Origin of the sequence: Rhizobium sp. ZPR4 (assembly GCF_040215725.1) — a bacterium.
Classification (GTDB): domain Bacteria; phylum Pseudomonadota; class Alphaproteobacteria; order Rhizobiales; family Rhizobiaceae; genus Rhizobium; species Rhizobium rhizogenes_D.
In genome coordinates this window covers 4,027,889-4,051,041 of record NZ_CP157967.1, presented here as the reverse complement: position 1 = coordinate 4,051,041, position 23,153 = coordinate 4,027,889, and the positions used below count along the sequence as shown (strand labels likewise).

The window sequence follows — 23,153 nt, the reverse complement described above, 5'->3', positions numbered from 1 at the left end:
GAATCAGAGAAGTAGAGCGTGATGTCGTCCGAAAACCGCCTACACTTTTCGGCATCACGCTCTGGCCGGCAAGAAAGGCTGAAAAGCACAGGAGGCTTGAATGGCCCGCGACGCCGGTCTTGAGGAATTGCTGAGAGACGAGCTTGGGGAACGACCCGGGCTTAGCGAGAAAGCGATGTTCGGCGGCTGGGCCTTTCTGCTCAATGGCCATCTGCTGTGCGGCGCCCGTGACGACGGGATGCTGATCCGCCTTGGCAAAGGCAACGACACCTGGGCGCTGGAGCAGCATGACGTCAAACCCATGCTGTCCCGCGGCCGGGAAATGCAGGGATGGGTGCGCGCCGGGCCGGGAGCCTATGGCAACGACATGCTGCGCAAGCGGCTGCTTCTGGCCGCGCTGGACTTCGTCGAAGGCCTGCCGCCGAAATAGCCGGGCCGCCGAAACAACAAAGAAAACAGGGAAGGGAAATCCATGCCGAAAGCCAATCCACGTCACCCGAAATTCCCCATTCCGGGCGGCCCGGAGCTGCGTGCGAAAGGCTGGCGGCAGGAGGCCCTGCTGCGGCTGCTCGAAAACGTGCTCTCGGTCGGCGAAGATCCCGACAATCTCGTCGTCTATGCTGCTCTTGGCAAGGCGGCCCGCAACTGGGCGGCGCATAAGGGCATCGTCAAGGCGCTGACCGAGATGGATGAGAACCAGACCCTGCTCATCCAATCCGGCAAGCCGATCGGCCTCATCCGCACGCATGACAAGGCGCCGCTCGTCATCATGGCGAACTGCAACATCGTCGGGCAATGGGCAAAGGCCGAGGTGTTCTACGAACTACAGCGCAAGGGCTTGATCTGCTGGGGCGGCCTGACGGCCGGCGCCTGGCAATATATCGGCAGCCAGGGTGTGATCCAGGGTACCTACGAAATCTTCATGCGCATCGCCGAGCGCCGCTTCGGCGGCGATCTCTTCGGCCGTTTCGTGCTGACCGCCGGGCTCGGCGGCATGGGCGGCGCGCAGCCGCTCGCCGGCCGCATGGCGGGTGCTGCGATCCTCTGCGTCGATATCGATGCGGAACGCGCCAGGAAGCGCCAGGAAATCGGCTATTTGCAGGAAATCGCCCCGGACCTCGATTCCGCGCTGGCGATGATCGATGCGGCGGTCAAGGAGAAGCGGGCGCTATCCGTCGGCCTCGTCGGCAATGCGGCCGAGATCTATCCCGAGATTGCACGCCGCGGCATCGTGCCCGATATCGTCACCGATCAGACCTCGGCCCACGATCTCGTCTATGGCTATGTGCCAAAGGGCATGAATCTGCAGCAAGTTAGGGATCTTCGCGACGACGGTCAGGGCCAACTGATGGCGGCAAGCCGCGCCTCGATCGTCGAGCACGTGAAGGCCATGCTGGATTTCCAGAAAAAGGGTTCCGAAGTCTTCGACAACGGCAACCTGATCCGCACCCAGGCGAAGGAAGGCGGCGTCGCGAACGCCTTCGATATCCCGATCTTCACCGAAGCCTATCTGCGGCCGCTCTTCTGCCGCGCTATCGGCCCGTTCCGCTGGATGGCGCTTTCGGGCGAGGAAAGCGATATCGCCCGCATCGACGATCTGCTTCTGGAAATGTTCCCGGACAACAAGATCATCACCAACTGGATCAAGCTTGCCCGTGAGCATGTGCCGTTCGAAGGGCTGCCAGCGCGTATTGCATGGCTCGGCCATGGTGAGCGCACAGCACTTGCCCGCCGCGTCAACGAGCTTGTCGCAAGCGGCGCGCTGAAGGGTCCGATCGCGTTTTCGCGCGACCATCTCGATGCTGGCGCCATGGCACACCCGAACATCATGACCGAAGGCATGAAGGACGGCTCCGACGCTATCGCCGACTGGCCGCTGATCGACGCCATGATGCTCTGCTCGTCCATGGCCGACCTTGTTGTCGTCCATTCGGGCGGCGGCGGCTATGCCGGCTACATGACGAGCTGCGGCGTCACGGTGGTCGCCGACGGCACGGCTGCCGCCGACGAACGGCTAGACCATGCGCTCACCAACGACACGGCCCTCGGCGTCATGCGCTACGCCGATGCCGGCTATGAGGAAGCGCTGGACGAAGTTGCGAAAAAGGATGTGCCCTATATCCGTTTGGGATAAGCGCGTCTATTCTTGGCAGCTTCTAGAGACTATGGTCCCGGGCAATTCGAAACAACCTGTTTGACACGCAATTCCGGACGAAAAACCGCTACGCGTTTTTCCCGGAATTGCTTTGGAGAGTTGCCCGTGATCCCCTGGACCTTGCTCGACACTGCGAAAATCCCCGGCGGCGGCGAGCTGCGCTTGAAGCAGCGCGGCCAGGAATTCTCCATCATGCTCGGCACCAACGAGCTGATGAACAGCCGCCTGAGCGGCTCCGAGCGCGCACTTGCGACACTTTCCTGCGAGAAAATCAAAGGCCGGAAGACGCCGCACATACTGATCGGCGGTCTCGGCATGGGCTTTACCTTGCGCGCGGCCCTCGGCGAACTCGGCTCGGACGCCAAGGTTACGGTCGCGGAGCTGGTTCCGGCTGTCGTGACCTGGGCACGCGGGCCGATGGCGACGGTCTTTGATGGCTGCCTCGATGATCCTCGTGTGGCCATCCACGAGGGTGACGTGCGCCCACTTATCCGCGCCCGCAAGGCGGCTTACGACGCCATCCTGCTCGATGTCGACAACGGCCCTGATGGCATCACGTCGGAGGCCAATGACGGCCTTTACGACTATCAGGGTCTGAAGGCGGCGCGTGATGCGCTGCGGCCCGGTGGCGTCCTTGCGGTCTGGTCTTCGGGACCTGACGAGCGCTTTACAAAGCGTCTGCGCGACAGCGGCTTTACCGCCGAGGTGGTCAACATGCGCGCCAATGGCAAGACAGGCGCGCGTCACGTCATTTGGCTAGCCACCAAAAGCTAGACCATTTCGCTAGAGATAGCGCGTTTCCTCCGGTGCGCGATCGAAGCGATCGTCGCGGCCGTCGAAATATCCAACGGGAAGCGAGGCGAGTTCCTCATCGGTGGCATCGTCCAGGCAGCTGATGCTGATCGCATAGAACTTGCCGCCGAGTGCGGGATTTTCGCCCCAGTTGAAGGAGCTGATGCCGCAATTCTTGCAAAAGAGGTGGTGCAGGATGCGCGGGCCGAACTGATATTCGCCGATGCTGTCTTCGCCCGAGGTCAGGCGGAAATCGGCAGGCGTGGCGACGGCCAGCCAGTTGCGCTTCTTCCTGCAGATCGAGCAGTTGCATTTGAAGGTGCCGCCCTGCAGATCGAGATCGGCTTCGTAAGCGACGGCGCCGCAATGGCAGCTTCCATGATAGGTCTTCTTCATCACTCTCATCCTTCCCTTGAGGTGGCTTCTGCGTAGGCAACGTATTTGTCGAGGGCCTGCTCCCAGCCGCCCGTCTGCAATCTCAGTTCGGTATCATCAGGCAGTTCGACCTTGCGGAAGACGAGACGCGTCTTCTCGCCAAGCTCTTGAAATTGCACGGTCACCTGCATGGGATGGCCGGGTTTTCCATCCTGATTTTCCCAGGCGAACGTGAAGACGAGGCGCTCGGGCGGAACGATCTCCAGATAGCGCCCGTGGCTCCAATATTCCTTGCCCTCCTGCGTCAGAATGCAATGCCGCCAGGCGCCGCCCTCCCGCAGGTCGACGGAGACCGATGAGGCCGTCGTGGTCTGCGGTCCCCACCAGCGCATCAGATGTTCAGGCTCGGTCCAAAGGCGAAACAGCAGGGCACGCGGCGCGGCAATATCGCGGGTCAGCACGATCTCACGCGGCGGGCGCAAGCTGCCGCCCTCAGTTGCTGGGGTCATTCTTTCCTCCCTTTTGCAATAGTGCCGCGTAGGCTTCCAGGCGATCGAGATTGTCGTTCCAGAACTGACGGTAGTTCTCCAGCCAGTCATCGACCTGCCGCAGCGGCTTCGGCTCCAGCCGGCAGGGTCGCCATTGTGCCTCCCTCCCCTTTGAAATCAGGCCAGCCTTTTCCAGTACCTTCAGATGCTTGGAGACAGCGACCAGCGACATGTCGAAAGGTTCAGCCAATTCCGAAACGGATGCCTCGCCAGTCGCCAGCCGCGCCAGGATCGCCCGGCGGGTTGGATCGGCAAGGGCTGAAAGGGTCATGCTCAATGTGTCCATGCGGATTAATAAACCATACAGTTAATTAACTTATAGGTTTAATATAGGCCAAAAATTCGGGAGTCAAGCAGCCGCATTCAGAGGCAAGCCTGATAAGAAGCAATCCGTATGGAGTTGTATGATCTCAGGAGAGACTATTGGACACTTCGATCAAGTTGTTGTCCGGATCGCGGAAATAGACCGAGAGAATGGGACCGGTTGCGCCCGTTCGGCGCACGGGGCCTTCCTCGATTACGACGCCCTCGGCCTGCAAGTGTGTGATGATGTCATCGAGCGGCGTGGTGCTGATAAAGCAAAGATCGGCCGAACCTGGCGTCGGCCGTTCGGCCTTAGGCTCGAACTCATGTCCCGCACGGTGCAGGTTGATCTTCTGTGTGCCGAAGGTCAGGGCCTTGCGGCCCTCCCCGAAGGTTTCGACACCCATGCCGAGGACGCGGGCATAGAATTCGCAGCTTTCATCGATGCTCGCAACCGTGAGCACCAGATGATCGAGGTGGTCAATGCGGATCATGGCAACCTCCTGGGCTCAGCGACGCGCCAGCCTGGCAACGGCAAGGGCGCTGATGAGACATAGTGCCAGCATGACGAGGATGAAGGCAACCACGGCATTCCAACCATCGGCAAGCCAGAAATAACCGCCGACCGAACCGGCGATGCTGGAGCCGAGATAATAGGCCAGCAGGTAAAGCGAGGAGGCGTGTCCCTTGAAGCCGCGGGCAAGCCGGCCCACCAGCGCACTGGCGACGGAGTGGGCCATGAAGAACCCGATCGTCACCAGGACGATGCCGAGAATGATCAGCGGCAGCGAACTGGAAAGCGTGACTGCCGCACCGACCGCTGCGATGAGCACACCGATCGGCAGCACGATGAAATGGCCGATGCGATCACCGAGGAGGCCTGCGACCCAGGAGGCGACGATGCCGAAGAGATAGGCGGTAAAGATCAGGCCCAGCTCGGTCTGGCTGAGATTGTAAGGCGCGGCGACGAGGCGGAAGCCGGCATAATTATAGACCGTGACGAAGGAGCCCATGACGAGAAAGGCGATGGCAAAGAGAAATGGCAGCGCTGCATTGCCGAAGTGGCCGCCCCAGGCCTTTACGTGAAAGCCGGCATCGAAGCCCTTGCGCGGCGTGAAATTGCGCGACGGCGGCAGCAGGTAAAGAAAGCCGACTGCGGCGATCAGGCCGAGAATGCCGACCGTTGCCAGCGCCGGGCGCCAGCTCAGATATTCGGCGATCGTACCCGTCACAACGCGCCCGGCCATGCCGCCGAAGGCGTTGCCGGCGATATAGAGACCCATGGCGCCACCGAGGCCCCGCGGCTCGATCTCTTCCGCCAAATAGGTCATGGCGACGGCTGGCACGCCGCCCAGAAGGAAGCCTTCAAGCGCACGGACGACCAGCAGCATATGCCAGCTCGGAGACACCGCGCAGATGATCGTACAGATGGCCGCGCCGAGCAGCGAAATGAACATCAGACTGCGGCGGCCGAGGCTTTCGGAAACGGCAGCAGCGCCGAAGATCGCAAAGGCCAGGAAGCCGGTCGAAAGCGATAGAGACAGCGAACTCGCGGCAGGCGTAACACCGAAATCCTGAGAGAAGATCGGCATCAGCGGTTGCACACAATAAAGCAACGAAAAGGTGGCAAATCCGGACAGGAACAGCGCGATGGTCGCGCGGCGGAAGGCAGGCGTGCCGCGTGTCAGGAATTGGCGAAGCTCCGTCGGCGGCTCGCTCTTAACGAGCGTCAATTCAGGAGCTGATGGAACTTCGGAAGCAGTGATTTCCTGCTTGCCAACGGCGCGAGACATGGGGGCACCCAACCTTTCTTGCGCTAAAATCTAGCCAGATCATCTCCATTAGTCCAATATATGGAACAGGCGATCTCAATAGCTTTTGGAGATAGCGATGGAGCTGCGTCATATCCGCTATTTTCTGGCGCTCGCGGAAGTGGGGAATTTCACCCGCGCCGCGGCCAATCTCGGCATCGGCCAGCCGCCGCTCAGCCAGCAGATCCGGGACCTGGAAAACGAGGTGGGCGCGCAACTGTTCCACCGCGTCCCGCATGGCGCGGAGCTAACGGCCGCCGGCGAGGCCTTTCTGGTCGAAGCGAGAGCGGCTGTCGATGCGGCGGAAAAGGCAAAACTTGCCGCCCAACGCGCCAATCGCGGCGAGATCGGCCGCCTATCACTCGGCTTTACAGCGTCTTCCGCCTTCAACACCATCGTCACGGCTACGATCCGAGAGTTTCGGGGGCACTGGCCGGAGGTGCGGTTGTCGCTGACCGAGATGAACACCAATGCGCTGATGGAACGGCTGATGCGCGGCGAGATCGATGCTGCTTTCATTCGTCCGGGCCTCGAAGATCCCAGGGATGTGCGCCTGAAGCGCTTTGCCGACGAGCCGATGCTGATTGCACTGCCGGCCCATCATCCGCTGGCGAAAAAGGAGCGCGTGCCGATCGCGGCGCTCGCGGGCGAGCCTTTCATTCTCTTCCCGCGCATGGTGGGGCTTAGCCTCTACGACGATATTGTCGGGGCCTGTCGCGAGGCGGGCTTCGACCTCGTGGTGACGCAGGAGGCGCCGCAGATCCCTTCCGTCGTCAATCTCGTCGCCGCCAATCTCGGCGTTTCCATCGTCCCCGCCTCCATCGCGCAGATCAAGCTCGATGGCGTCGCCTACAGGCCGATCGACGGGCCGCCGGTTGTCGCGCGTCTCGGCCTTGCCAGCCTCAAGGCGCAGCGATCGCCCGTTATTGCCAATCTCATGAGCCTGATTGCATAGTTAGCCAGAGCATTTCCGTTTCAGGAGTCACGGAAATGCTCTGGCTATTTGTTTTCACGCAATTCCGGACGCAAAACCGCTTCACACTTTTGCTGGAATTGCTCCAGCTCCCAATAGGGCGGATCGTCAAAAGCCTTCTTCAAGTGATCGGCCATCGCGCGGAGTTTGGCCGAGGGATTGCGTCCCTCCGGATGGGCCATGAAGATGAACTCCGGCTCCGGCCGATAGCCGACATCGATTTCGACGAGCCGCCCTTCCCTCACCGAAGGCCCGGTGATGAAGGCCGGCAGCAAGGCAATGCCGAGCCCGGCAATCGCTGCATCGTGGAGGACATCGCCGTTGTTGACGCCCAATGCCAGCTTCGCACGGATGACGACAGCACCCTCCGGCCCCTCGAACCGCCAATCGGCGACGCCGCGATTGGTGTAGAAAATACCGCGATGATCTTCGAGATCGGAGAGCGAGGCGGGTTTGCCGTGGCGGCTGAGATAATCCGGCGAAGCCACGAGAAGGCGGCGGCTGCGGGCGAGCTTCCACGCGACAAGACGTGAGTCGGCAATCAGGCCATGACGAATGATCGCGTCATAGCCATCCGAGGCGGCATCGACCCGGCGGTCGTCGAGATCGAGCGTCAGCTCGATTTCCGGATGTTCGGCGAGAAAAGGATAGAGAGCCGGCCCCAGATGCAGGCGCCCGAAGGTGACGGGCGCGGCGATGCGCAGAGGCCCCATCAACGTGCCGCGCCGCTCGGCGAGATCGGCGGCGGCCTCGCGCACCTCCTGCGCGATGCGGGTCGCGCGCTGCAGAAAGGCGGTGCCGTCCTCTGTCAGGGTCAGCTTGCGGGTCGTACGGTGAAGCAGGGTCGCGCCCAATGCCTTTTCCATGTCCGACAGGCGCTCGCTGACGACGGATTTCGACAGGCGCAGGCGTCGCGCCGCCTCGCTGATCGAGCCGGCCTCTGCTACGGTCACAAACGTCACGATCCCGTCGATTTTCAACATCGTTCGGCGTTTCCGAATTCGAATTCCATTATTTGCAGACTAATCCGAACGATCGGAAAAGGCCATCTTCCGTGTATCGGACAAACCGAAAGTCACATCCTCACACAGGAAATGGAACAATGAACCGCTTGAATGGAAAAGTTGCAATCGTCACCGGCGCCAGCTCCGGCATCGGCCGCACCACGGCAAAGCTCTTCGCCGCCGAAGGCGCCAAGGTCATCATCGGTGCTCGCCGCGCGGCAGAGCTTGAAAGCCTTGCCGCCGAGATCAAGGCTACCGGCGGTGAAGCTGCCGTATTGGCTGGCGATGTACGCTCGGAAGACTACCACAAGGCACTGGTCGCCCTTGCCGTCGAGCGCTACGGCAAGCTTGATATTGCCTTCAACAATGCCGGCACGCTCGGCGAGGCCGGTCCCAGCACCGAAGTTTCGGAGGCGGGCTTTGCCGAAGCATTGACGATCAACCTCACCGCATCGTTCCTCGCCGCCAAGCATCAGATCGGCGAAATGATCAAGCACGGCGGTGGTTCGGTGATCTTCACATCGACCTTCGTCGGCCATACCGTCAGCTTCCCCGGCGTTGCCGCCTATGCGGCTAGCAAATCCGGCCTGATCGGCTTGACGCAGACGCTAGCCGCCGAATTCGGCCCGCAGAATGTGCGCGTCAATGCCGTACTGCCAGGTGCCGTCGATACCGATATGTATCGCGAAATGAACGACACGGCCGACAAGCAGGCTTTCGTCACCAACCTGCATGCGCTGAAGCGCGTTGCCGGCCCCGAAGAGATTGCCCGCTCGGTGCTCTATCTCGCCTCCGATGACGCAAGCTTCGTCAGCGGCACGGCTTCGCTCGTTGACGGCGGCCTTTCGATTACGCGCACCTGATCTCGTGGCTTGCCGACGCAACGATCGCACCGGCAACTTCGGAACACGGACATGATCCCGCAAGACATGAATTGGTTGCGGGATCATGCCGCTGGAATGCTTTGAATAGCTAAGGATAGGTTGTGGATTCTATCTTCCTTGCGGCCTTTCCGATCAGAACATCGTATTATTGTTCTTCGACGTCTCGGGGATCGGCTGCACCGAATCCCAATGTTCCTGGATCTTGTTGTCCTCGACCCGGAAGATATCAACGATGGCGCTGCCGCGGTCGCCGGGCTGGCGAATGGCGTGGACGCGCAGGATGACATAATCGCCGTCGACCATCACGCGCTTGATCTCGCTCTTCGACTGCGGATAGTTTTTCTTCAGGTACTCAAGGAAACCACGCAGGCCTTCGGGACCATCGGCGGCCATCGGATTGTGCTGGATGTACTTGCCGAGATATTTGGAGGCAGCGTCGAAATCCTTGTCGTTCAGCGCCTTCTGGTAGAAATCCAGAACGATCTCCTTGTTCTTCTGCTCTTGCGGCGAATAGGCACGCTCGGCAAAGGCCGGCATGGCAGCGGCCATGATTGGCAGGGCGATCATCGCGACTTTCATCAGCTTCAAGGCGTTGCTCCTTTGGTCGTTAACGTGTTCACTTTTGTCGAGACCAAGGGTAGGGGCAAATGACAAGGACGTGAGGGCGACGTGATCGTCTGCCTGAAATGGCAGGAGGGACGGCTCACAACCGTAATGAGAGAATGCCGCGATTGCCTATGACACACCAAAGGCTTAGGCTTACGAGCAAAAGAACAGGCGACGGGTTCAGGCATGGTTCTCGCAGGAAAGCGCATCCTTCTCATCATCTCCGGCGGTATCGCGGCCTATAAGAGCCTCGATCTCATCCGCCGATTGCGCGAGCGCGGCGCAAGCGTGCGGCCCGTCATGACATCGGGTGCGCAGGAGTTCATCACGCCGCTTGCCGTCGGCGCGCTGGCCGCCGACCATGTCTTCACCGATCTGTTTTCACGTCAGGACGAGCAGGATGTCGGCCATATCAGGCTGGCGCGCGACTGCGATCTCGTGCTGATCGCGCCGGCAACGGCCGATCTGCTCGCCAAGATGGCAAACGGGCTGGCGGACGATCTTGCCTCGACCGTATTGCTCGCCACGGACCGGCCCGTGCTCGCCGCCCCCGCCATGAACCCGAAGATGTGGGCGCATCCGGCGACCAAGCGCAACATCGAGACGCTGCGTGGCGATGGCATCGCCTTCGTCGGGCCGATGACCGGCGAAATGGCCGAGAGCGGCGAGGTCGGCGCCGGCCGGATGGCGGAACCGCTCGATATCGTCGCCGCTGTTGAGAGACGTCTGGATAACGGCGCCAAGCCGCTTGCCGGCAAGAAGGCGATCGTCACTTCGGGACCGACGCATGAGCCGATCGACCCTGTACGTTATATCGCCAACCGCTCATCGGGACGGCAAGGTCATGCGATCGCCGCAGCGCTCGCGGCGCTCGGTGCCGATGTCACCCTCGTTTCCGGCCCGGTCACCATACCCGATCCGGTTGGCCTCAACGTCATCCATGTCGAGCGGGCAGATGAGATGCGTGATGCCGTTCTGGCTGCTCTGCCCGCCGATATAGCCGTGATGGTGGCGGCGGTTGCGGACTGGCGCGTCGCCTCGGCGTCGGATCAGAAGATCAAGAAGCATCCGGGCGAGTCGATCCCGACGCTGGCGCTCACGGAAAATCCGGACATTCTGAAGACGGTCGGCCATCACACGCAGCGACCGAAACTCGTCATCGGCTTTGCCGCCGAGACGCAGGATGTCGAGAGCAATGCCCGCGCCAAGCTGGAACGCAAGGGTGCCGACTTCATCGTTGCCAACGACGTTTCACCGGCGACCGGCATCATGGGTGGCACGCACAACCGTGTGAAGATCATCAGCCATCACGGTGTCGAACAGTGGCCCGATCTCGACAAGGATGAGGTGGCCGTGCGGCTCGCGGCACTGATCGCAGCTCAGTTTACGCAGGGATAGCGGCTATCGGCTGGCGCTCTGCGGCTGCTCGCTCTTCCGGCTGGAAGGGCGTGACGTGGACGCCGGTGTCATCGATCATGACCGCGCTGCCATCGGGGATCTCGCGCCAGGCATCCACATCGTCGTTCAGCGGCTCGGAAACGAGGCAATTGCCGGACCCGACCGGTGAGGCGTAAAGCGTCGGTGCCTTGCGGTCGGTCGCATAGCGTATGGCATAAAGCGACTTGCCGTCGGAAAAGGCCGCCGTAAAGCGCACCAGCACCGATCCGGTCAGATGCAATGACAGCCCCTCAACGAAGCCGATGGTTTCAGCCATCGCCGCGATCGGATTGGCATCCATGCCGAAATGCATTGCCAGCAGGAACAGAAGTTCGGAATCGGTGGTGCCGCTGCGGGCATTGAAAAGCCGGTCGTCGAGCATGGCTTCCATCGGCCGGCGAAGGCGGTCGAAATTGGAAATCTGGCCGTTGTGCTGGAACGACCAGTTCTCGAAGACGAAGGGATGGCAATTGTCGCGCCGCGTGCCGCCGCCGGTGGCCGCGCGGACATGGGCGAGGAAGAGCGGCGAGCGGATCTGCCGCGCAAGGCTCTTCAGATTGCAATCGGACCAAGCCGGCAGGATATCGCGATAGCGCCCGGGCTCCGGCCGATCGCCGTACCAGGCGATGCCGAAACCATCACCGTTGGTCGCCGTCTTGGCGCGGGTGGCGCAATGGGATTGTTCGATCAGGGAGTGGGCAGGTGAAGACACCAGCTCCTCCAGATAGAGGGGGTCTCCACGATAGGCTGCCCAGCGACACATACGTCTTTCTCTCCGATTCCCGCTGTCTTCCTGTCCTGCGGGAGAATGGCAAATCTTGGACGATTGTTTATGCAGAATGGGTAATAAAGTCTTAATTTTCCATGCCGCGATCTGCAACATGACAGATATTTGACGCTCCGTCCGATCACGTTTGGCGTCGCAACATTTTCTTCGTGAAGCCCGATGCCACAGGGCTTCGACCGGAGATTTGGCAACGCAGGAAATTTCCATGCGACAAGAAGTGTGAAGCTCCAATGGATCGCCCCCCTTGCATCGGCTCGAATTTGAGCTACCTTTGAGTTGTCTGAAACGTAACGAAAGGAAGGTGATCCAATGTCTAGTGGGATTTCGGTCTTGGTATCTGGCATGGAAATGGTTGTGAACGTTGCGAGGCAGCCCTCGCTCTGACCAACACCTTCCCGAAGCGTTCGCCGCTTCAGGCCAGTTACGGGCCAAAGCTCATGGGGGGTCGCTTAAGGCGGCCCCTTTTGCATTCATAGGCGCCGTTATCCAGGCGATCGCCACCGCCTCCCCGCAAGCAATTTCGTTTTTTTCCTTGCCGAATGGGAAGAACGCGTTAGCTAAGGCAGCATGTCTTCTCAGGAACAGCCCGAACAGGGTGAAGCCAAGCCGAGGCCGCTGAACGAGCCGGCCCTTACCGCACTCTCATTGTATCCGCAGGACTGGGCCTTGTTCCTCGACATCGATGGAACCCTGCTCGATCTTGCCGAAAGACCGGAAGCGATCGTTGTTCCGGACTATCTGCCCGGAACGCTGCATGCGCTATCCCGTCAACTCGGCGGCGCGCTCGCCTTGGTGACAGGCCGCGCCATCGAATTCGTCGATCCCCTTTTCGCCCCTTTCCGCTTTCCCGTCGCCGGTCTGCATGGCGCGGAACGGCGCGATGCGGCTGGACGGCTGCGGCGCGCGCATATTCCGCCCGCTTTCCAGGCGTTGAAGGACGTCATTCGACATGAAGCGCTCGCCTGGCCCGGCGCCATCGTCGAGGATAAGGGGGCTGCCGTCGCGGTTCACTTCCGGCATGCACCGGCAAACGAGGCTGCGATCAGTGAAGCCATGCAACGCCATCTGGAGGAAGCCGGTCCCGACTGGACCCTGCAGCGCGGCAAGATGGTAATCGAAATCTGCCCTTCCCACGCCAGCAAGGGACATGCGGTCGAGGCGTTTCTCACCGAGGAGCCGTTCGAGGGACGCCGCCCGGTCGCGATCGGTGACGACGTGACCGACGAGACGATGTTTGCCGCCGCCAACCGTGTCGGCGGCCAATCCGTGCGCATTGGCGATGCCAGCGGAAAAACGCTGGCGCGTGCATCCATTGCCTCGCCCGCGCGTTTAAGAGACGTGCTGGCAACGCTCGTCAAATAATCCATCGATCCATACGGCGCCCTCCAGCTTCTGATTTTTTCGCAATTCCGAACGGAAGCCGCTGCGCATTTTTTCCCGGAATTGCCTTGGCCTTCTCGAAAGGAAGAATTCGTTGAGTCGTCTCATCATCGTTTCCAACCGCGTTTCCGTGCCCGACCACAAGGGCGCGGCAGCCGCCGGTGGCCTTGCCGTGGCGCTGCAGGCTGCCCTTGCCGAGCGCGGCGGCATCTGGATGGGCTGGTCCGGAAAATCGAGCGGCGACGTCGAGCCGGAACCGCTGCAGATGACGCAGGACGGCAATATCACCTATGCCCTCACCGATCTGACCCAGACCGACGTCGAGGAATATTATCAGGGCTTTGCCAACCGCGTGCTCTGGCCGATCTGCCACTACAGGCTCGATCTTGCCGAATATGCCCGCAAGGAAATGACCGGCTATTTCCGCGTCAACCGCTTCTTTGCCCATCGGCTGGCGCCGCTCATCGAACCCGACGACATCATCTGGGTGCATGACTATCATCTCATTCCGCTGGCGGCGGAGCTCAGGCAAATGGGTCTGAAGAACCGTATCGGCTTCTTCCTGCACATTCCCTGGCCGCCGGCCGATGTCGTGCTTGCCATGCCGGTGCATGAAGAGATCATGCGTGGTCTTTCCTCCTACGACCTGCTCGGGTTCCAGACGGACCATGATCTGGAAAACTTCGCGGGCTGCCTGAAACGCGAGGGCATGGGCATCGAGAAAAGCCCCGGCCACTTCAGCGCCCATGGCCATGATTTTCGCGGCGGCGCCTATTCGATCGGCATCGAGACGGCAGGCTTTGCCGAATTCGCCCGCAGGGCCGCGTCGCACAGCATGGTGCAGAAGGTCCGCCAGAGCATCGAAGGTCGCGACCTGATCCTCGGCGTCGACCGACTCGACTACTCCAAGGGCATCACGCAGCGCATCGACGCCTTCGAGCGCTTCATCACCAACAACCCGGCTCACCAACGCAACGTCACCTATCTGCAGATCACGCCGAAATCGCGCTCGGAAGTGCCGGAATACGAGGCAATGCAGCATGCCGTCGCCGAACAGGCCGGCCGGGTCAACGGCGCGATCGGCACGGTCGACTGGGTTCCCATCCGCTATATCAACCGCTCGATCAGCCGCCCGATCCTGGCGGGTCTCTACAGGCTCGCGAAGGTTGGGCTGGTGACGCCGCTGCGCGACGGCATGAACCTCGTTGCCAAGGAATATGTTGCTGCGCAGGACCCGGATAATCCCGGTGTGCTGGTGCTCTCGCGCTTTGCCGGCGCCGCGCGAAAGCTGAAGGGTGCCCTTTTGGTCAACCCGTATGATGTCGACGGCACCGCCAACGCGCTGGCGCGCGCCATCAACATGCCACTGCAGGAGCGGCAGGAGCGCTGGCGCGGCATGATGGACTATCTGCTTGAGAATGACGTATCGCACTGGTGCGAGACGTTTCTTAACGATCTCACGTCGGAATAGCTCACGTTTGCCCGGCGGCGGCCTCGGCAAGCAACCATTGCGCCAACTGCTCGGCATGCGGGTTCGGCGCCGATGGCGGCAACAGCCAATAGCCGCGCTCCGGCGCTTCCAGCATCGGGCCGGCCATCACCACTGTCCGGGCGGCCAGCAGGGTGTCGACTAGACCCATCCAGCCGATCGCAACGCCCTGCTCGCTGAGGGCTGCCTGCACGACCAGCGAATAGGTGTTGAAACGCAGGTCGCCGCGCCCGGCATAGGCATCGCGGGCAATGCCGAATGCCGAAAGATAGCTCTCCCAGTCGAACCAGGGCGATGGCATCTCCGAATCGAGATGGACGAGCGTCGTGCCGGCGAGCTGCGAGGGATCGGTGAACGGGCCGTGCCGGTCGGCAAAACCTCTGGTGCAGATCGGCACGACCTTCTCCGGCAGAAGCAAGGTGGCTGTCTGACCGAACTCGCTGCGCGTGCCGAAGAAGACGGCGATATCGCCGCTCTCCGGCGCGCCGCGATCCAGCCGCTGCGTGGCGACGATCTGGATATCCACCTCGGGATGGAGAAGCCGGAATGCGTGCATGCGCGGGATCAGCCAGAGAGCGGAAAAGGCGTAGTCGGTCCGCAGGCGAACGGACGGACGCTCCGCCTCGATACGAAAACTGCGCACCAGACTATCGACGCTACCGACGGATTTCTCGACGATCTCGAACAGGCGCTGACCTTCCGGCGAGAGCGCGACGCCGCGATGCTGGCGGCGAAACAGGGGGACACCTATCTGCTCTTCGATGCGGCGGATCTGGTAACTGACGGCGGGTTGCGTCAGGCCAAGCGCCGAAGCCGCGGCAGACAGGCTGCCCGAACGCCCCACCTCCAGAAAGATCCGCAGCCAGCCAAGATCGACCAGACGTTCAGCCATAAAATTTCCTTTTGCCAGCCATCGAAAAATGCCCGCTTCACAGGAGGAACTCTAGTGATGTTCAATAAAAGAATCCAATAACAAGAGGGAGCCTTCGTCATGCGCATGTCTGCAACGGGTCGGCTGGCCGCCGGCGCTCTTCTTTCCGTCCTTTCCTTTGCCGGCATCGCCCGGGCCGATGGCGATAGCTGCAAGACCATCCATATGTCGGACCCCGGCTGGACCGACATCACCTCGACCAACGGCGTGACCGGCGTATTACTGACCGCGCTCGGCTACGAGCCAGATATCAAGACCCTCTCCGTGCCGATTGGCTACCAGGCCATGAAGACGGGCGAGATCGATGTCTTCCTCGGCAACTGGATGCCGGCGCAAAAGGCTTTCGTTGACGATCTCAACAAGGCGAAGGCAGCCGAGGTGTTGAACCGCAATCTTGAGGGAGCGAAGTTCACGCTCGCTGTCCCGACCTATGCCGCTGACAAGGGCATCAAAGACTTCGCAGATCTGCAGAAACATGGCGACGATTTCGGCCGCAAGATCTATGGCATCGAGCCGGGTGCGCCGGCCAATGCCAATATCCAGAAGATGATCGACGCCAACGATTTTGGCCTGAAGGGCTGGGAGCTGGTGGAATCGAGCGAGCAGGCCATGCTGTCGCAGGTCGAGCGCGCCTCGAAGGACAAGCAGGCGATCGTCTTCCTCGCCTGGGCGCCGCATCCGATGAACGAGCGGTTCAAGATCGCCTATCTCTCCGGCGGCGACGCCTATTTCGGCGCGAATTACGGCGGCGCCGAAGTCTATACGCTGGCGCGCACCGGCTGGTCGGCGCAATGCCCGAATGCCGCCAAGCTCTTCCATAACCTGACCTTCGACATCGGCATGGAAAATTCGCTGATGGGTTCGATCCTCGGCGGCGACAGCGCCAAGGATGCGGCGACCGCCTGGTTGAAGGCGCATCCGGATGCCTTGACGCCCTGGCTTGCCGGCGTCACCACTATCGACGGCAAGCCCGGCCTCGACGCCGTCAAAGCCGCCATCGGCCTCTGAGTTTCAAGAAAGACACCAGCATGTCCCGCCCGAATATCCTCATCCTCATGGTCGATCAGTTCAACGGGACATTCTTTCCCGACGGCCCGGCCGATTTCCTGCATGCGCCGGTCCTGAAGGCGCTGGCGAAGCGCTCCGTGCGCTTTGCCAATAGCTATACGGCAAGCCCGCTCTGTGCGCCGGCGCGCGCCTCCTTCATGTCCGGGCAACTGCCGAGCCGCACCCGCGTCTACGACAATGCCGCCGAATTCTGCTCGGACATTCCGACCTTTGCCCATCACCTTCGCGCCGCCGGCTATCAAACGGCGCTGTCGGGCAAGATGCACTTCGTCGGCCCGGACCAGATGCACGGCTTCGAGGAGCGCCTGACGACGGACATTTATCCCGCCGATTTCGGCTGGACGCCCGACTATACCAAGCCCGGCGAGCGCATCGACTGGTGGTATCACAATCTCGGCTCGGTGACCGGCGCGGGCACTGCCGAGATCACCAACCAGATGGAGTATGACGACGAGGTCGCCTATCATGCGACCCGCAAGCTCTACGACCTCTCCCGCCGCCAAGACGAACGGCCTTGGTGCCTGACCGTCAGCTTCACGCATCCGCACGACCCCTATGTCGCGCGCCGCCGTTTCTGGGATCTCTATGAGGATTGCCCGGCGCTCGACCCTGAGGTTGGCGAGATTCCCTTCGATCAGCAGGACCCGCATTCGCAGCGGCTGATGAAGGCGTGCGACCACACCGCTTTCGACATCACGCCGGAGCAGATCCGCCGGGCGCGGCGCGGCTATTTCGCCAACATCTCCTATGTCGACGAAAAGATCGGCGAGATTCTCGAAACGCTCGAGCGCGGCCGTATGGCCGACAACACTATCATCCTCTTCGTCTCCGACCATGGCGACATGCTCGGCGAGCGCGGGCTCTGGTTCAAGATGAACTTCTTCGAGGGCTCGGCTCGCGTGCCGCTGATGATCGCAGCCCCCGGCTGGCAGCCGAAGCGGATCGACCAGCCGGTTTCGACGCTGGACGTGACGCCGACGCTAGCCGCCCTTGCCGGCATCGACATTGCCTCGCTGCGTCGCTGGACCGATGGCGAGGACCTGACGCCGCTGGCTCTTGGAACCGGAGGCCGGAGTCCCGTGCCGATGGAATATGCCGCGGAGGGCTCCGAAGCGCCGCTCGTTGCCTTACGCGACGGCCACTACAAGCTGACCCTTTGCGAGAAGGACCCGCCGATGCTCTTCAATATCGCCGAGGACCCGAAGGAGCTTAATAACCTGGCCAGTGACCCGGCCTATGCGGAAACGCTGAACCGGCTGACGGCGCAGGCCATGACACGCTGGAACCTTGCAAGCTTCGACGCTGCCGTGCGCGAAAGCCAGGCACGGCGATGGGTTGTTTACACCGCCCTGCGTAACGGCGCCTATTATCCCTGGGACTACCAGCCACTGCAGAAGGCCTCGGAGCGCTACATGCGCAACCACATGGATCTCAACGTGCTGGAGGAGAACCAGCGGTTTCCGCGCGGGGAATAGGGCGAACAGGATTTCGGTAGCCCATTGCCGGTTGAGGCGATAAGGTCGCGCGCATCACAAGGGAGACTATCCATGAAAATCAGCGCAAGAAACCGCCTCAAAGGCAAGGTCGTCGAAGTCACCAAGGGTGCGACGACCGCGCATGTCCGCATCGATATCGGCAACGGCTCGATCGTGACTTCCTCGATCACCAACGAGGCCGTCGACGAGCTGGGCTTGACGGTAGGATCTTCGGCCTATGCCGTCATCAAGGCATCCGACGTCATGGTCGCTGTCGACTAACGCAGTTCCAGGAAAAGCGCGCAGCGGTTTTCCGTCCGGAATTGCGTAAAACAATCTAAGCATCGCGCTTCTGGCAGTAATGCGCGGTTTCGCCGTCGCCGGTCTGGAAATCTCCGGGCTGCGGCGGCGCGATCGGTTTGAATAGAGTGCGATCCGGCTTCAGATCGAGCAGCGGCGTGCCGTCCAGGCAATCGAGGCCGCGCACCAGCAGCACGGGACCCTCGACGGCTTCCAGCTTGACGATGGACGTACCAATGGGATTGGGCCGAACGGGTGAGCGCAGCGAGAAGGTGCCATGCACCTTGCCATTGCTGGCCGGGCTTTGCAGCACGAGGTCCCGCCGAGACCGATCCAGCCAATAGAGAACTTCCAGCCGCTCGAAGACATCCACCCCCTTCAGTGCCGGCACCCAGGGTTCGAAGATCTCGATCCGGCAGATCGGGCCGTCATGCCTGCCCTGCCGTGGCGTCTCCATGCGCGATGTCCAGGGTGTGGAGATGCGGCCGATGAATGTGAGACCGGCATCCGAGGCTGCGGGCGGTTCGACAGCCACCTCGTTTTCGCGAATTTCGTTTTCCCGAACCATGAATGCCTCCCTGATCCCTGCGGTTACTTCAGGCCCTTCAGCAGGGTCGTCAGCTGATCATCGGTCAGATCGACCTGATAGAACAGCTTGTAGAACTGCTTCACGTCATCGGCAAAGTCGCTGCGGAAGAGCTTCGGATAGAGCAGCTTCTCCATCCAGCGCACGCCGAGCAGCCGATTGACGCCGGGTGGGGAATCGAACCAGCCGAAGGGCAAGGATGGCGGCACGAAGATCTTGCCATCCTTGACGGCTTTGATCGCAGCCCATTGTGGATCGCTCTTTACCGAAGCCGCGAAACTGGGGTTCTCGGCGATGATGATATCCGGATTCCAACCGACGACCTGCTGCGGCGTGACCTTGGTGAGCCCACCTTTGCCGGCGGCAGCGGCGACATTCATCGTGCCCACGGCATCGAGAATTTCGAGGTTGATAGAGCCGGAGAGCCCGGTTTCCAGACCATCGGCGCCGCGGCCGTAATAAACGCGCGGGCGCGGATCGTTCGGCAGCGTCGCCAGCTTTTCGTTCAGATCCTTGATCGCCGAATCGGCGTAGTCGGCAAGTTTGTCGGCGCGATCCTTGACGCCGATCAGGGCGCCGAGATCGCGAAGCGTATCGGCGGTGCGGGCAAAGCTGCCATCGACCAGGACATAGGGGATATGCGTTTGAGACTGCACCTTGTCGGCCAGAGCCTTGTAGGTTGGGTCGACCGTGCCGGCATCGAGGATGATGTCAGGCTTGGCATCGATGACCGCCTGCGCGCTGATCGTGCCGTCCTTGCCCGTCAGGCGCCCGATGGTGGGCAGCGCCCGCACCGATGGCAGCAGATAGGCCTTGGCGGCGTCATCGGGCGCGTGAACCCAGCCCACCAGCTTTTCAGGCGCCAGCACGTAGACCAACGCGGTTGCCGGCGGCCCGGCCACCAGAATGCGGTTGATCTTGTCCGGCACCGACACCGTGCGTCCAGCCGCATCGGTGATGATTCGCGCCTCGGCTGCGACCGGCATCAGGCCAACAAAGGCCAGAGCAAGAACCGCAAGAAATCTTATCATGAAAGCTGCTCGTTCTGATCGAGGGGACCCCGGGGCGGCACTATGGCATAGCGCTATATCGGATGGAACATCGCGAAGGCACTATTCCAAAACGAAACGCATCCGAACCGATCACGTCGGCTTGAGGCATGATTGGCCGGGCTTTCATTACATCGCATGTAATTGAGAACGGCATTCGCCCTGGAGTATCTAAAGACCATCTTCTTGCAGGAAGAGCTTTTAGCCCTTCAACGAAAGAGAGCTTTAGCCCGGCATGACGTCGATGGCCACGACGTCACTCGAACGGCAAGCTCAGGAGAATTCCATGACGACCATGTCATTCACCAAGAAAGAAGCCCCGCAATGGCTGCTCGCCTTCTGGCGGGAAATCGACGACAAGACCTTCGGCGAAGGCTTTGATTGCCTGGCGGAAGACGCCACATGCAATCTCGGCATTGCCGACTGGAAGGGGCGCGAGACCATTCGCCAGAACCTGCGCGCCTTCATCGATACCGGCTTCACGGCATTGCACGATGTCACCGAATATTGGGACGCCGGATCGCTGAAAGTGTTCAGAGGAACCGTGACCATGACCCCTAATGACCGCACCCAGCCGGTGGTCAAACCGGTCATGACGCATTTCTTCTACATGGACGAGGCAGACCCGACGAAAGTACGCCATTGGTACGGCTCGGTCGGGCCGGTCGCTTTCTCATAAGAACCGAAGCAGGCGGGGCTGCCCAATATGGCCCCGCCACATCAAACGAACGAAGCGAGGCTTTGCAGGATGAGTTCCCTTCGCGCCGAACCGAGATTGTCGAACGAGCTCGGACCGCAGCTGCGCGCATGGCGCGACACACGCGGCAAGAGCCAGCTCGAGCTCTCCCTCGATACCGGCATTTCGCAGCGGCAGATCAGCTTTATCGAAAGCGGCAGGAGTACGCCCGGCCGCCAGAATGTCCTGCGGCTCGCCGATGCCCTGGACGTGCCGTTCCGCGAGCGCAACACGCTGCTACTCGCCGCCGGCTATGCGCCGATCTACTCCGAAGGAAGCTTTGACGATCAGGAGATGCAGGGCGTCAGCAACGCACTCAAGCGCATGCTGCTTCAGCACGAGCCCTTCCCCGCCATCGTGATGGACCGCTACTGGAATGTCCTGATGACCAACAATGCGACGCTGCGCTTCTTCGGTCACTTCACCGATATGGACGCACGCCCGAAGCCGCGCAATCTCCTGCATCTGATGTTCGATCCGTTAGGCATGCGGCCCTTCATTCCGGATTGGGAGAAGACGGCCGAAAGCCTTATGGGGCGTGTTTTCCGCGAGTCGGTCGGTCGCGTCATCGACGCACGGACGAAGGAGCTTATCGATAGCCTGCTCGCCTACCCTGACGTGAACGCCGAATGGCAGACATCGCCGGCGATCGAGAATGCGCCAGTGATCCCCCTGTCCTTCGTGAAGGACGGGCATGTTCTGGAATTCTTCTCACTGGTGACGACAGTCGGAACGCCGCAGATGATCACGACCCAGGAGTTGCGGGTCGAATGCATGTTTCCGCTCGATGACGCCACGGAGACATGTTACGCCGCGCTGATGAACGCAGCCGAAGGGTGATGCCACAGGCCGATTGCCTGTGGCTGCAGTCTCCGACATCAGGCCGCCTTGACGGCGTGATATTCCTTGATGGCGACCATCTTGATAGCCGGGTAACGTTCGGCCTCGTAGCGCAGCGAGAAGCCGTCCTGTGCGAGGAAGACCGGATCGCCGTCGAGATCGCGGGCGATATCACCACGACGTGCGGTGACGAACTTTTCGAGGTCGGCGGACTGGTCAGCCGAGATCCAGCGGCAGACGGAGAAGCGCGACATTTCGAAGGAAACCGGCAGGCCATATTCGGCCATCAGCCGCTCCTTCAACACGTCGAGCTGCAGCGCGCCAACCACGCCGACGATGGCGGGAGACCCGTCTTCCGGCGAGAAGAGCTGCACGACGCCTTCTTCGGCCATCTGCTGCAGCGCTTCCTTGAGCTTCTTTGCCTTCATCGCATCTTCGAGACGAACGCGGCGCAGGATTTCCGGTGAGAAGTTCGGCACGCCCTGGAAGACGAGGGATTCGCCTTCCGTCAACGTATCACCGATGCGCAGCGTTCCATGGTTCGGGATGCCGACGACATCGCCGGCATAGGCGGTATCGGCGAGCTGGCGCTGCGAGGCGAAGAAGAACTGCGGCGCTGTGAGACCGAGCTGCTTGCCGGTGCGCGACAGCCGCGCCTTCATGCCGCGCTCCAGCTTGCCGGAGCAGATGCGGGCAAAGGCGATGCGGTCGCGGTGGTTCGGGTCCATGTTGGCCTGGATCTTGAAGACGAAGGCCGTCATCTTGTCGTCGGTGGCGTGAACCGTTCTGATATCGGCGACCTGGTCGCGCGGCGGCGGCGCGAATGCGCCGAGCGCATTGATGAGATCGCGAACACCGAAGTTGCGCAGCGCCGAGCCGAAGAAGACCGGCGTCATGTGACCTTCGAGGAAGGATTCCCGGTCGAAAGGACGGCAGGCCTCGATCGCCAGTTCCGTCTCGTCGATGAAGGCCTGACGCTCGTTTTCCGGCAACCGGTCTGCAACGGCCTGCGGGCCGTTTACCTTGGTCGCCTCGACCTCGGTATCGGAACCGCGCACGGTGTTGTCGGCAATATGATAGGAGCCGCAGAAGGTCTTGGAGCGGCCGATCGGCCAGGTGATCGGCGCCGTATCCAGCGCCAGCTTCTCTTCGACCTCATCGAGAATCTCGAAGGGATCACGGCTTTCGCGGTCCATCTTGTTGATGAAGGTGATGATCGGGATGTCGCGCATACGGCAGACTTCGAACAGCTTCAGCGTCCGCGGCTCGATACCCTTGGCGGCGTCGATGACCATGACCGCGGCGTCGACAGCCGTCAGCGTGCGATAGGTGTCGTCGGCGAAGTCTTCGTGACCGGGCGTATCGAGAATGTTGAAGACATTGCCTTCATATTCGAAGGTCATGACGGAGGTGACGACCGAGATGCCACGCTCACGCTCGATCTTCATCCAGTCGGAGCGCGTCTGCATGCGATCCTTCTTCGCCTTGACTTCGCCGGCGAGCTGAATGGCGCCGCCGAACAGCAGCAGCTTTTCGGTGAGCGTCGTCTTGCCCGCGTCCGGGTGAGCGATAATAGCGAATGTGCGGCGGCGGGAGACCGCCTCGGCTAGACTTTCGGCCATGC

General features: G+C 61.3%; 25 protein-coding genes. 13 read left to right on the top strand and 12 right to left on the bottom strand.

The window, feature by feature from the left end; translation table 11 throughout:
- Positions 1–100 precede the first annotated feature (100 nt).
- The 3 genes from ABOK31_RS19500 (at position 101) to ABOK31_RS19490 (ending at position 2,929) form a co-directional block, all read left to right on the top strand.
- On the top strand, positions 101–430 hold the full coding sequence (locus ABOK31_RS19500; protein ID WP_349957271.1) for a TfoX/Sxy family protein: 330 nt from the start codon (positions 101–103) through the stop codon (positions 428–430).
- 42 nt (positions 431–472) lie between these two features.
- The gene (locus tag ABOK31_RS19495) at positions 473–2,134 is read left to right on the top strand and encodes a urocanate hydratase (RefSeq protein ID WP_349957270.1); all 1,662 of its coding nucleotides are present in this window, start codon (positions 473–475) and stop codon (positions 2,132–2,134) included.
- Between the two features lie 126 nt (positions 2,135–2,260).
- A complete protein-coding gene (locus tag ABOK31_RS19490; RefSeq protein ID WP_349957268.1) occupies positions 2,261–2,929 on the top strand; it encodes a hypothetical protein in 669 nt (222 codons plus the stop codon).
- A 9-nt stretch (positions 2,930–2,938) separates the two neighbouring features.
- Here ABOK31_RS19490 and ABOK31_RS19485 read toward each other — a convergent pair whose 3' ends face one another.
- The 5 genes from ABOK31_RS19485 to ABOK31_RS19465 form a co-directional block, all read right to left on the bottom strand.
- The gene (locus tag ABOK31_RS19485) at positions 2,939–3,343 is read right to left on the bottom strand and encodes a GFA family protein (protein WP_174175694.1); all 405 of its coding nucleotides are present in this window, start codon (positions 3,341–3,343) and stop codon (positions 2,939–2,941) included.
- A 5-nt stretch (positions 3,344–3,348) separates the two neighbouring features.
- On the bottom strand, positions 3,349–3,831 hold the full coding sequence (locus ABOK31_RS19480; protein WP_174175696.1) for an SRPBCC domain-containing protein: 483 nt from the start codon (positions 3,829–3,831) through the stop codon (positions 3,349–3,351).
- Positions 3,815–4,156 carry a metalloregulator ArsR/SmtB family transcription factor gene (locus ABOK31_RS19475; RefSeq protein ID WP_174175698.1) on the bottom strand — a complete coding sequence of 114 codons (342 nt, stop codon included), beginning with the start codon at positions 4,154–4,156 and terminating at the stop codon, positions 3,815–3,817. Before ABOK31_RS19475 ends, ABOK31_RS19480 begins: the two co-directional genes overlap by 17 nt.
- 124 nt (positions 4,157–4,280) lie before the next feature.
- On the bottom strand, positions 4,281–4,667 hold the full coding sequence (locus tag ABOK31_RS19470) for a VOC family protein (protein WP_349957266.1): 387 nt from the start codon (positions 4,665–4,667) through the stop codon (positions 4,281–4,283).
- Positions 4,668–4,682: 15 nt separating this feature from the next.
- Entirely contained in the window at positions 4,683–5,966 is a 1,284-nt protein-coding gene (locus ABOK31_RS19465; RefSeq protein ID WP_349957265.1) for an MFS transporter, read from the bottom strand.
- Between the two features lie 97 nt (positions 5,967–6,063).
- Here ABOK31_RS19465 and ABOK31_RS19460 point away from each other — a divergent pair, with 97 nt between their 5' ends.
- Entirely contained in the window at positions 6,064–6,939 is an 876-nt protein-coding gene (locus ABOK31_RS19460) for a LysR family transcriptional regulator (RefSeq protein WP_349957264.1), read from the top strand.
- A 44-nt stretch (positions 6,940–6,983) separates the two neighbouring features.
- Here the strand turns inward: ABOK31_RS19460 and ABOK31_RS19455 are convergent, their stop codons facing one another.
- Positions 6,984–7,940 carry a LysR family transcriptional regulator gene (locus ABOK31_RS19455; RefSeq protein WP_349957263.1) on the bottom strand — a complete coding sequence of 319 codons (957 nt, stop codon included), beginning with the start codon at positions 7,938–7,940 and terminating at the stop codon, positions 6,984–6,986.
- 119 nt (positions 7,941–8,059) lie between these two features.
- Between ABOK31_RS19455 and ABOK31_RS19450 the strand changes: the two genes are divergently transcribed.
- The gene (locus ABOK31_RS19450; protein ID WP_349957262.1) at positions 8,060–8,824 is read left to right on the top strand and encodes an SDR family oxidoreductase; all 765 of its coding nucleotides are present in this window, start codon (positions 8,060–8,062) and stop codon (positions 8,822–8,824) included.
- 153 nt (positions 8,825–8,977) lie between these two features.
- On the opposite strand, the gene ABOK31_RS19445 is transcribed toward ABOK31_RS19450, so the two are convergent.
- Positions 8,978–9,424, bottom strand: a complete 447-nt coding sequence (locus ABOK31_RS19445) for an ester cyclase (protein ID WP_174176089.1) — start codon at positions 9,422–9,424, stop codon at positions 8,978–8,980.
- 213 nt (positions 9,425–9,637) lie between these two features.
- Here ABOK31_RS19445 and coaBC point away from each other — a divergent pair, with 213 nt between their 5' ends.
- The gene (gene coaBC, locus ABOK31_RS19440; RefSeq protein WP_349957261.1) at positions 9,638–10,849 is read left to right on the top strand and encodes a bifunctional phosphopantothenoylcysteine decarboxylase/phosphopantothenate--cysteine ligase CoaBC; all 1,212 of its coding nucleotides are present in this window, start codon (positions 9,638–9,640) and stop codon (positions 10,847–10,849) included.
- On the opposite strand, the gene ABOK31_RS19435 is transcribed toward coaBC, so the two are convergent.
- Positions 10,836–11,651 carry a class II glutamine amidotransferase gene (locus ABOK31_RS19435; RefSeq protein WP_174175712.1) on the bottom strand — a complete coding sequence of 272 codons (816 nt, stop codon included), beginning with the start codon at positions 11,649–11,651 and terminating at the stop codon, positions 10,836–10,838. The two genes, coaBC and ABOK31_RS19435, sit on opposite strands and share 14 nt — an antisense overlap.
- Before the next feature lie 591 nt (positions 11,652–12,242).
- On the opposite strand from ABOK31_RS19435, the gene otsB reads away from it, so the two are divergent.
- Together otsB and otsA are read left to right on the top strand one after the other, a co-directional pair.
- Positions 12,243–13,037: a trehalose-phosphatase gene (gene otsB / locus ABOK31_RS19430; protein WP_174175714.1), complete on the top strand. Its 795-nt coding sequence runs from the start codon at positions 12,243–12,245 to the stop codon at positions 13,035–13,037.
- 112 nt (positions 13,038–13,149) lie between these two features.
- Positions 13,150–14,526 (top strand): alpha,alpha-trehalose-phosphate synthase (UDP-forming), encoded by a 1,377-nt coding sequence (otsA, locus tag ABOK31_RS19425; RefSeq protein WP_174175716.1) that lies wholly within the window; start codon positions 13,150–13,152, stop codon positions 14,524–14,526.
- A gap of 1 nt (position 14,527) precedes the next feature.
- Here otsA and ABOK31_RS19420 read toward each other — a convergent pair whose 3' ends face one another.
- On the bottom strand, positions 14,528–15,436 hold the full coding sequence (locus ABOK31_RS19420) for a LysR family transcriptional regulator (protein ID WP_349957260.1): 909 nt from the start codon (positions 15,434–15,436) through the stop codon (positions 14,528–14,530).
- A gap of 105 nt (positions 15,437–15,541) precedes the next feature.
- Here ABOK31_RS19420 and ABOK31_RS19415 point away from each other — a divergent pair, with 105 nt between their 5' ends.
- The 3 genes from ABOK31_RS19415 to ABOK31_RS19405 all read left to right on the top strand — a co-directional run bounded on the left by ABOK31_RS19415 (position 15,542) and on the right by ABOK31_RS19405 (position 18,300).
- Positions 15,542–16,483 (top strand): choline ABC transporter substrate-binding protein, encoded by a 942-nt coding sequence (locus ABOK31_RS19415; protein ID WP_349959034.1) that lies wholly within the window; start codon positions 15,542–15,544, stop codon positions 16,481–16,483.
- Positions 16,484–16,503: 20 nt separating this feature from the next.
- The gene (gene betC / locus ABOK31_RS19410; RefSeq protein ID WP_349957259.1) at positions 16,504–18,018 is read left to right on the top strand and encodes a choline-sulfatase; all 1,515 of its coding nucleotides are present in this window, start codon (positions 16,504–16,506) and stop codon (positions 18,016–18,018) included.
- Positions 18,019–18,090: 72 nt separating this feature from the next.
- Complete coding sequence (locus ABOK31_RS19405) at positions 18,091–18,300, top strand: molybdopterin-binding protein (RefSeq protein ID WP_168811404.1); 210 nt, start codon at positions 18,091–18,093, stop codon at positions 18,298–18,300.
- A gap of 55 nt (positions 18,301–18,355) precedes the next feature.
- On the opposite strand, the gene tsaA is transcribed toward ABOK31_RS19405, so the two are convergent.
- Together tsaA and ABOK31_RS19395 are read right to left on the bottom strand one after the other, a co-directional pair.
- Positions 18,356–18,886, bottom strand: a complete 531-nt coding sequence (gene tsaA, locus ABOK31_RS19400; RefSeq protein ID WP_349957258.1) for a tRNA (N6-threonylcarbamoyladenosine(37)-N6)-methyltransferase TrmO — start codon at positions 18,884–18,886, stop codon at positions 18,356–18,358.
- A gap of 23 nt (positions 18,887–18,909) precedes the next feature.
- Positions 18,910–19,935, bottom strand: coding sequence for an iron ABC transporter substrate-binding protein (locus ABOK31_RS19395; protein ID WP_349957257.1), 1,026 nt, complete (start codon positions 19,933–19,935; stop codon positions 18,910–18,912).
- Between the two features lie 304 nt (positions 19,936–20,239).
- Between ABOK31_RS19395 and ABOK31_RS19390 the strand changes: the two genes are divergently transcribed.
- Together ABOK31_RS19390 and ABOK31_RS19385 are read left to right on the top strand one after the other, a co-directional pair.
- Positions 20,240–20,632, top strand: a complete 393-nt coding sequence (locus tag ABOK31_RS19390) for a nuclear transport factor 2 family protein (protein ID WP_349957256.1) — start codon at positions 20,240–20,242, stop codon at positions 20,630–20,632.
- 69 nt (positions 20,633–20,701) lie between these two features.
- A complete protein-coding gene (locus ABOK31_RS19385; protein WP_349957255.1) occupies positions 20,702–21,529 on the top strand; it encodes a helix-turn-helix transcriptional regulator in 828 nt (275 codons plus the stop codon).
- A gap of 38 nt (positions 21,530–21,567) precedes the next feature.
- Here ABOK31_RS19385 and ABOK31_RS19380 read toward each other — a convergent pair whose 3' ends face one another.
- On the bottom strand, positions 21,568–23,151 hold the full coding sequence (locus tag ABOK31_RS19380; RefSeq protein WP_168811393.1) for a peptide chain release factor 3: 1,584 nt from the start codon (positions 23,149–23,151) through the stop codon (positions 21,568–21,570).
- Positions 23,152–23,153 lie beyond the last annotated feature (2 nt).

Bases quoted from the DNA above. Each gene is read 5' to 3' on its own strand.
- ABOK31_RS19500 (WP_349957271.1), top strand. From the start codon at position 101: ATGGCCCGCGACGCCGGTCTTGAGGAATTGCTGAGAGACGAGCTTGGG.
- ABOK31_RS19495 (WP_349957270.1), top strand. From the start codon at position 473: ATGCCGAAAGCCAATCCACGTCACCCGAAATTCCCCATTCCGGGCGGC.
- ABOK31_RS19485 (WP_174175694.1), bottom strand. From the start codon at position 3,343: ATGAAGAAGACCTATCATGGAAGCTGCCATTGCGGCGCCGTCGCTTAC.
- ABOK31_RS19480 (WP_174175696.1), bottom strand. From the start codon at position 3,831: ATGACCCCAGCAACTGAGGGCGGCAGCTTGCGCCCGCCGCGTGAGATC.
- ABOK31_RS19475 (WP_174175698.1), bottom strand. From the start codon at position 4,156: ATGGACACATTGAGCATGACCCTTTCAGCCCTTGCCGATCCAACCCGC.
- ABOK31_RS19470 (WP_349957266.1), bottom strand. From the start codon at position 4,667: ATGATCCGCATTGACCACCTCGATCATCTGGTGCTCACGGTTGCGAGC.
- ABOK31_RS19465 (WP_349957265.1), bottom strand. From the start codon at position 5,966: ATGTCTCGCGCCGTTGGCAAGCAGGAAATCACTGCTTCCGAAGTTCCA.
- ABOK31_RS19460 (WP_349957264.1), top strand. From the start codon at position 6,064: ATGGAGCTGCGTCATATCCGCTATTTTCTGGCGCTCGCGGAAGTGGGG.
- ABOK31_RS19455 (WP_349957263.1), bottom strand. From the start codon at position 7,940: ATGTTGAAAATCGACGGGATCGTGACGTTTGTGACCGTAGCAGAGGCC.
- ABOK31_RS19450 (WP_349957262.1), top strand. From the start codon at position 8,060: ATGAACCGCTTGAATGGAAAAGTTGCAATCGTCACCGGCGCCAGCTCC.
- ABOK31_RS19445 (WP_174176089.1), bottom strand. From the start codon at position 9,424: ATGAAAGTCGCGATGATCGCCCTGCCAATCATGGCCGCTGCCATGCCG.
- coaBC (WP_349957261.1), top strand. From the start codon at position 9,638: ATGGTTCTCGCAGGAAAGCGCATCCTTCTCATCATCTCCGGCGGTATC.
- ABOK31_RS19435 (WP_174175712.1), bottom strand. From the start codon at position 11,651: ATGTGTCGCTGGGCAGCCTATCGTGGAGACCCCCTCTATCTGGAGGAG.
- otsB (WP_174175714.1), top strand. From the start codon at position 12,243: ATGTCTTCTCAGGAACAGCCCGAACAGGGTGAAGCCAAGCCGAGGCCG.
- ABOK31_RS19420 (WP_349957260.1), bottom strand. From the start codon at position 15,436: ATGGCTGAACGTCTGGTCGATCTTGGCTGGCTGCGGATCTTTCTGGAG.
- ABOK31_RS19415 (WP_349959034.1), top strand. From the start codon at position 15,542: ATGTCTGCAACGGGTCGGCTGGCCGCCGGCGCTCTTCTTTCCGTCCTT.
- betC (WP_349957259.1), top strand. From the start codon at position 16,504: ATGTCCCGCCCGAATATCCTCATCCTCATGGTCGATCAGTTCAACGGG.
- ABOK31_RS19405 (WP_168811404.1), top strand. From the start codon at position 18,091: ATGAAAATCAGCGCAAGAAACCGCCTCAAAGGCAAGGTCGTCGAAGTC.
- tsaA (WP_349957258.1), bottom strand. From the start codon at position 18,886: ATGGTTCGGGAAAACGAAATTCGCGAAAACGAGGTGGCTGTCGAACCG.
- ABOK31_RS19395 (WP_349957257.1), bottom strand. From the start codon at position 19,935: ATGATAAGATTTCTTGCGGTTCTTGCTCTGGCCTTTGTTGGCCTGATG.
- ABOK31_RS19390 (WP_349957256.1), top strand. From the start codon at position 20,240: ATGACGACCATGTCATTCACCAAGAAAGAAGCCCCGCAATGGCTGCTC.
- ABOK31_RS19385 (WP_349957255.1), top strand. From the start codon at position 20,702: ATGAGTTCCCTTCGCGCCGAACCGAGATTGTCGAACGAGCTCGGACCG.
- ABOK31_RS19380 (WP_168811393.1), bottom strand. From the start codon at position 23,151: ATGGCCGAAAGTCTAGCCGAGGCGGTCTCCCGCCGCCGCACATTCGCT.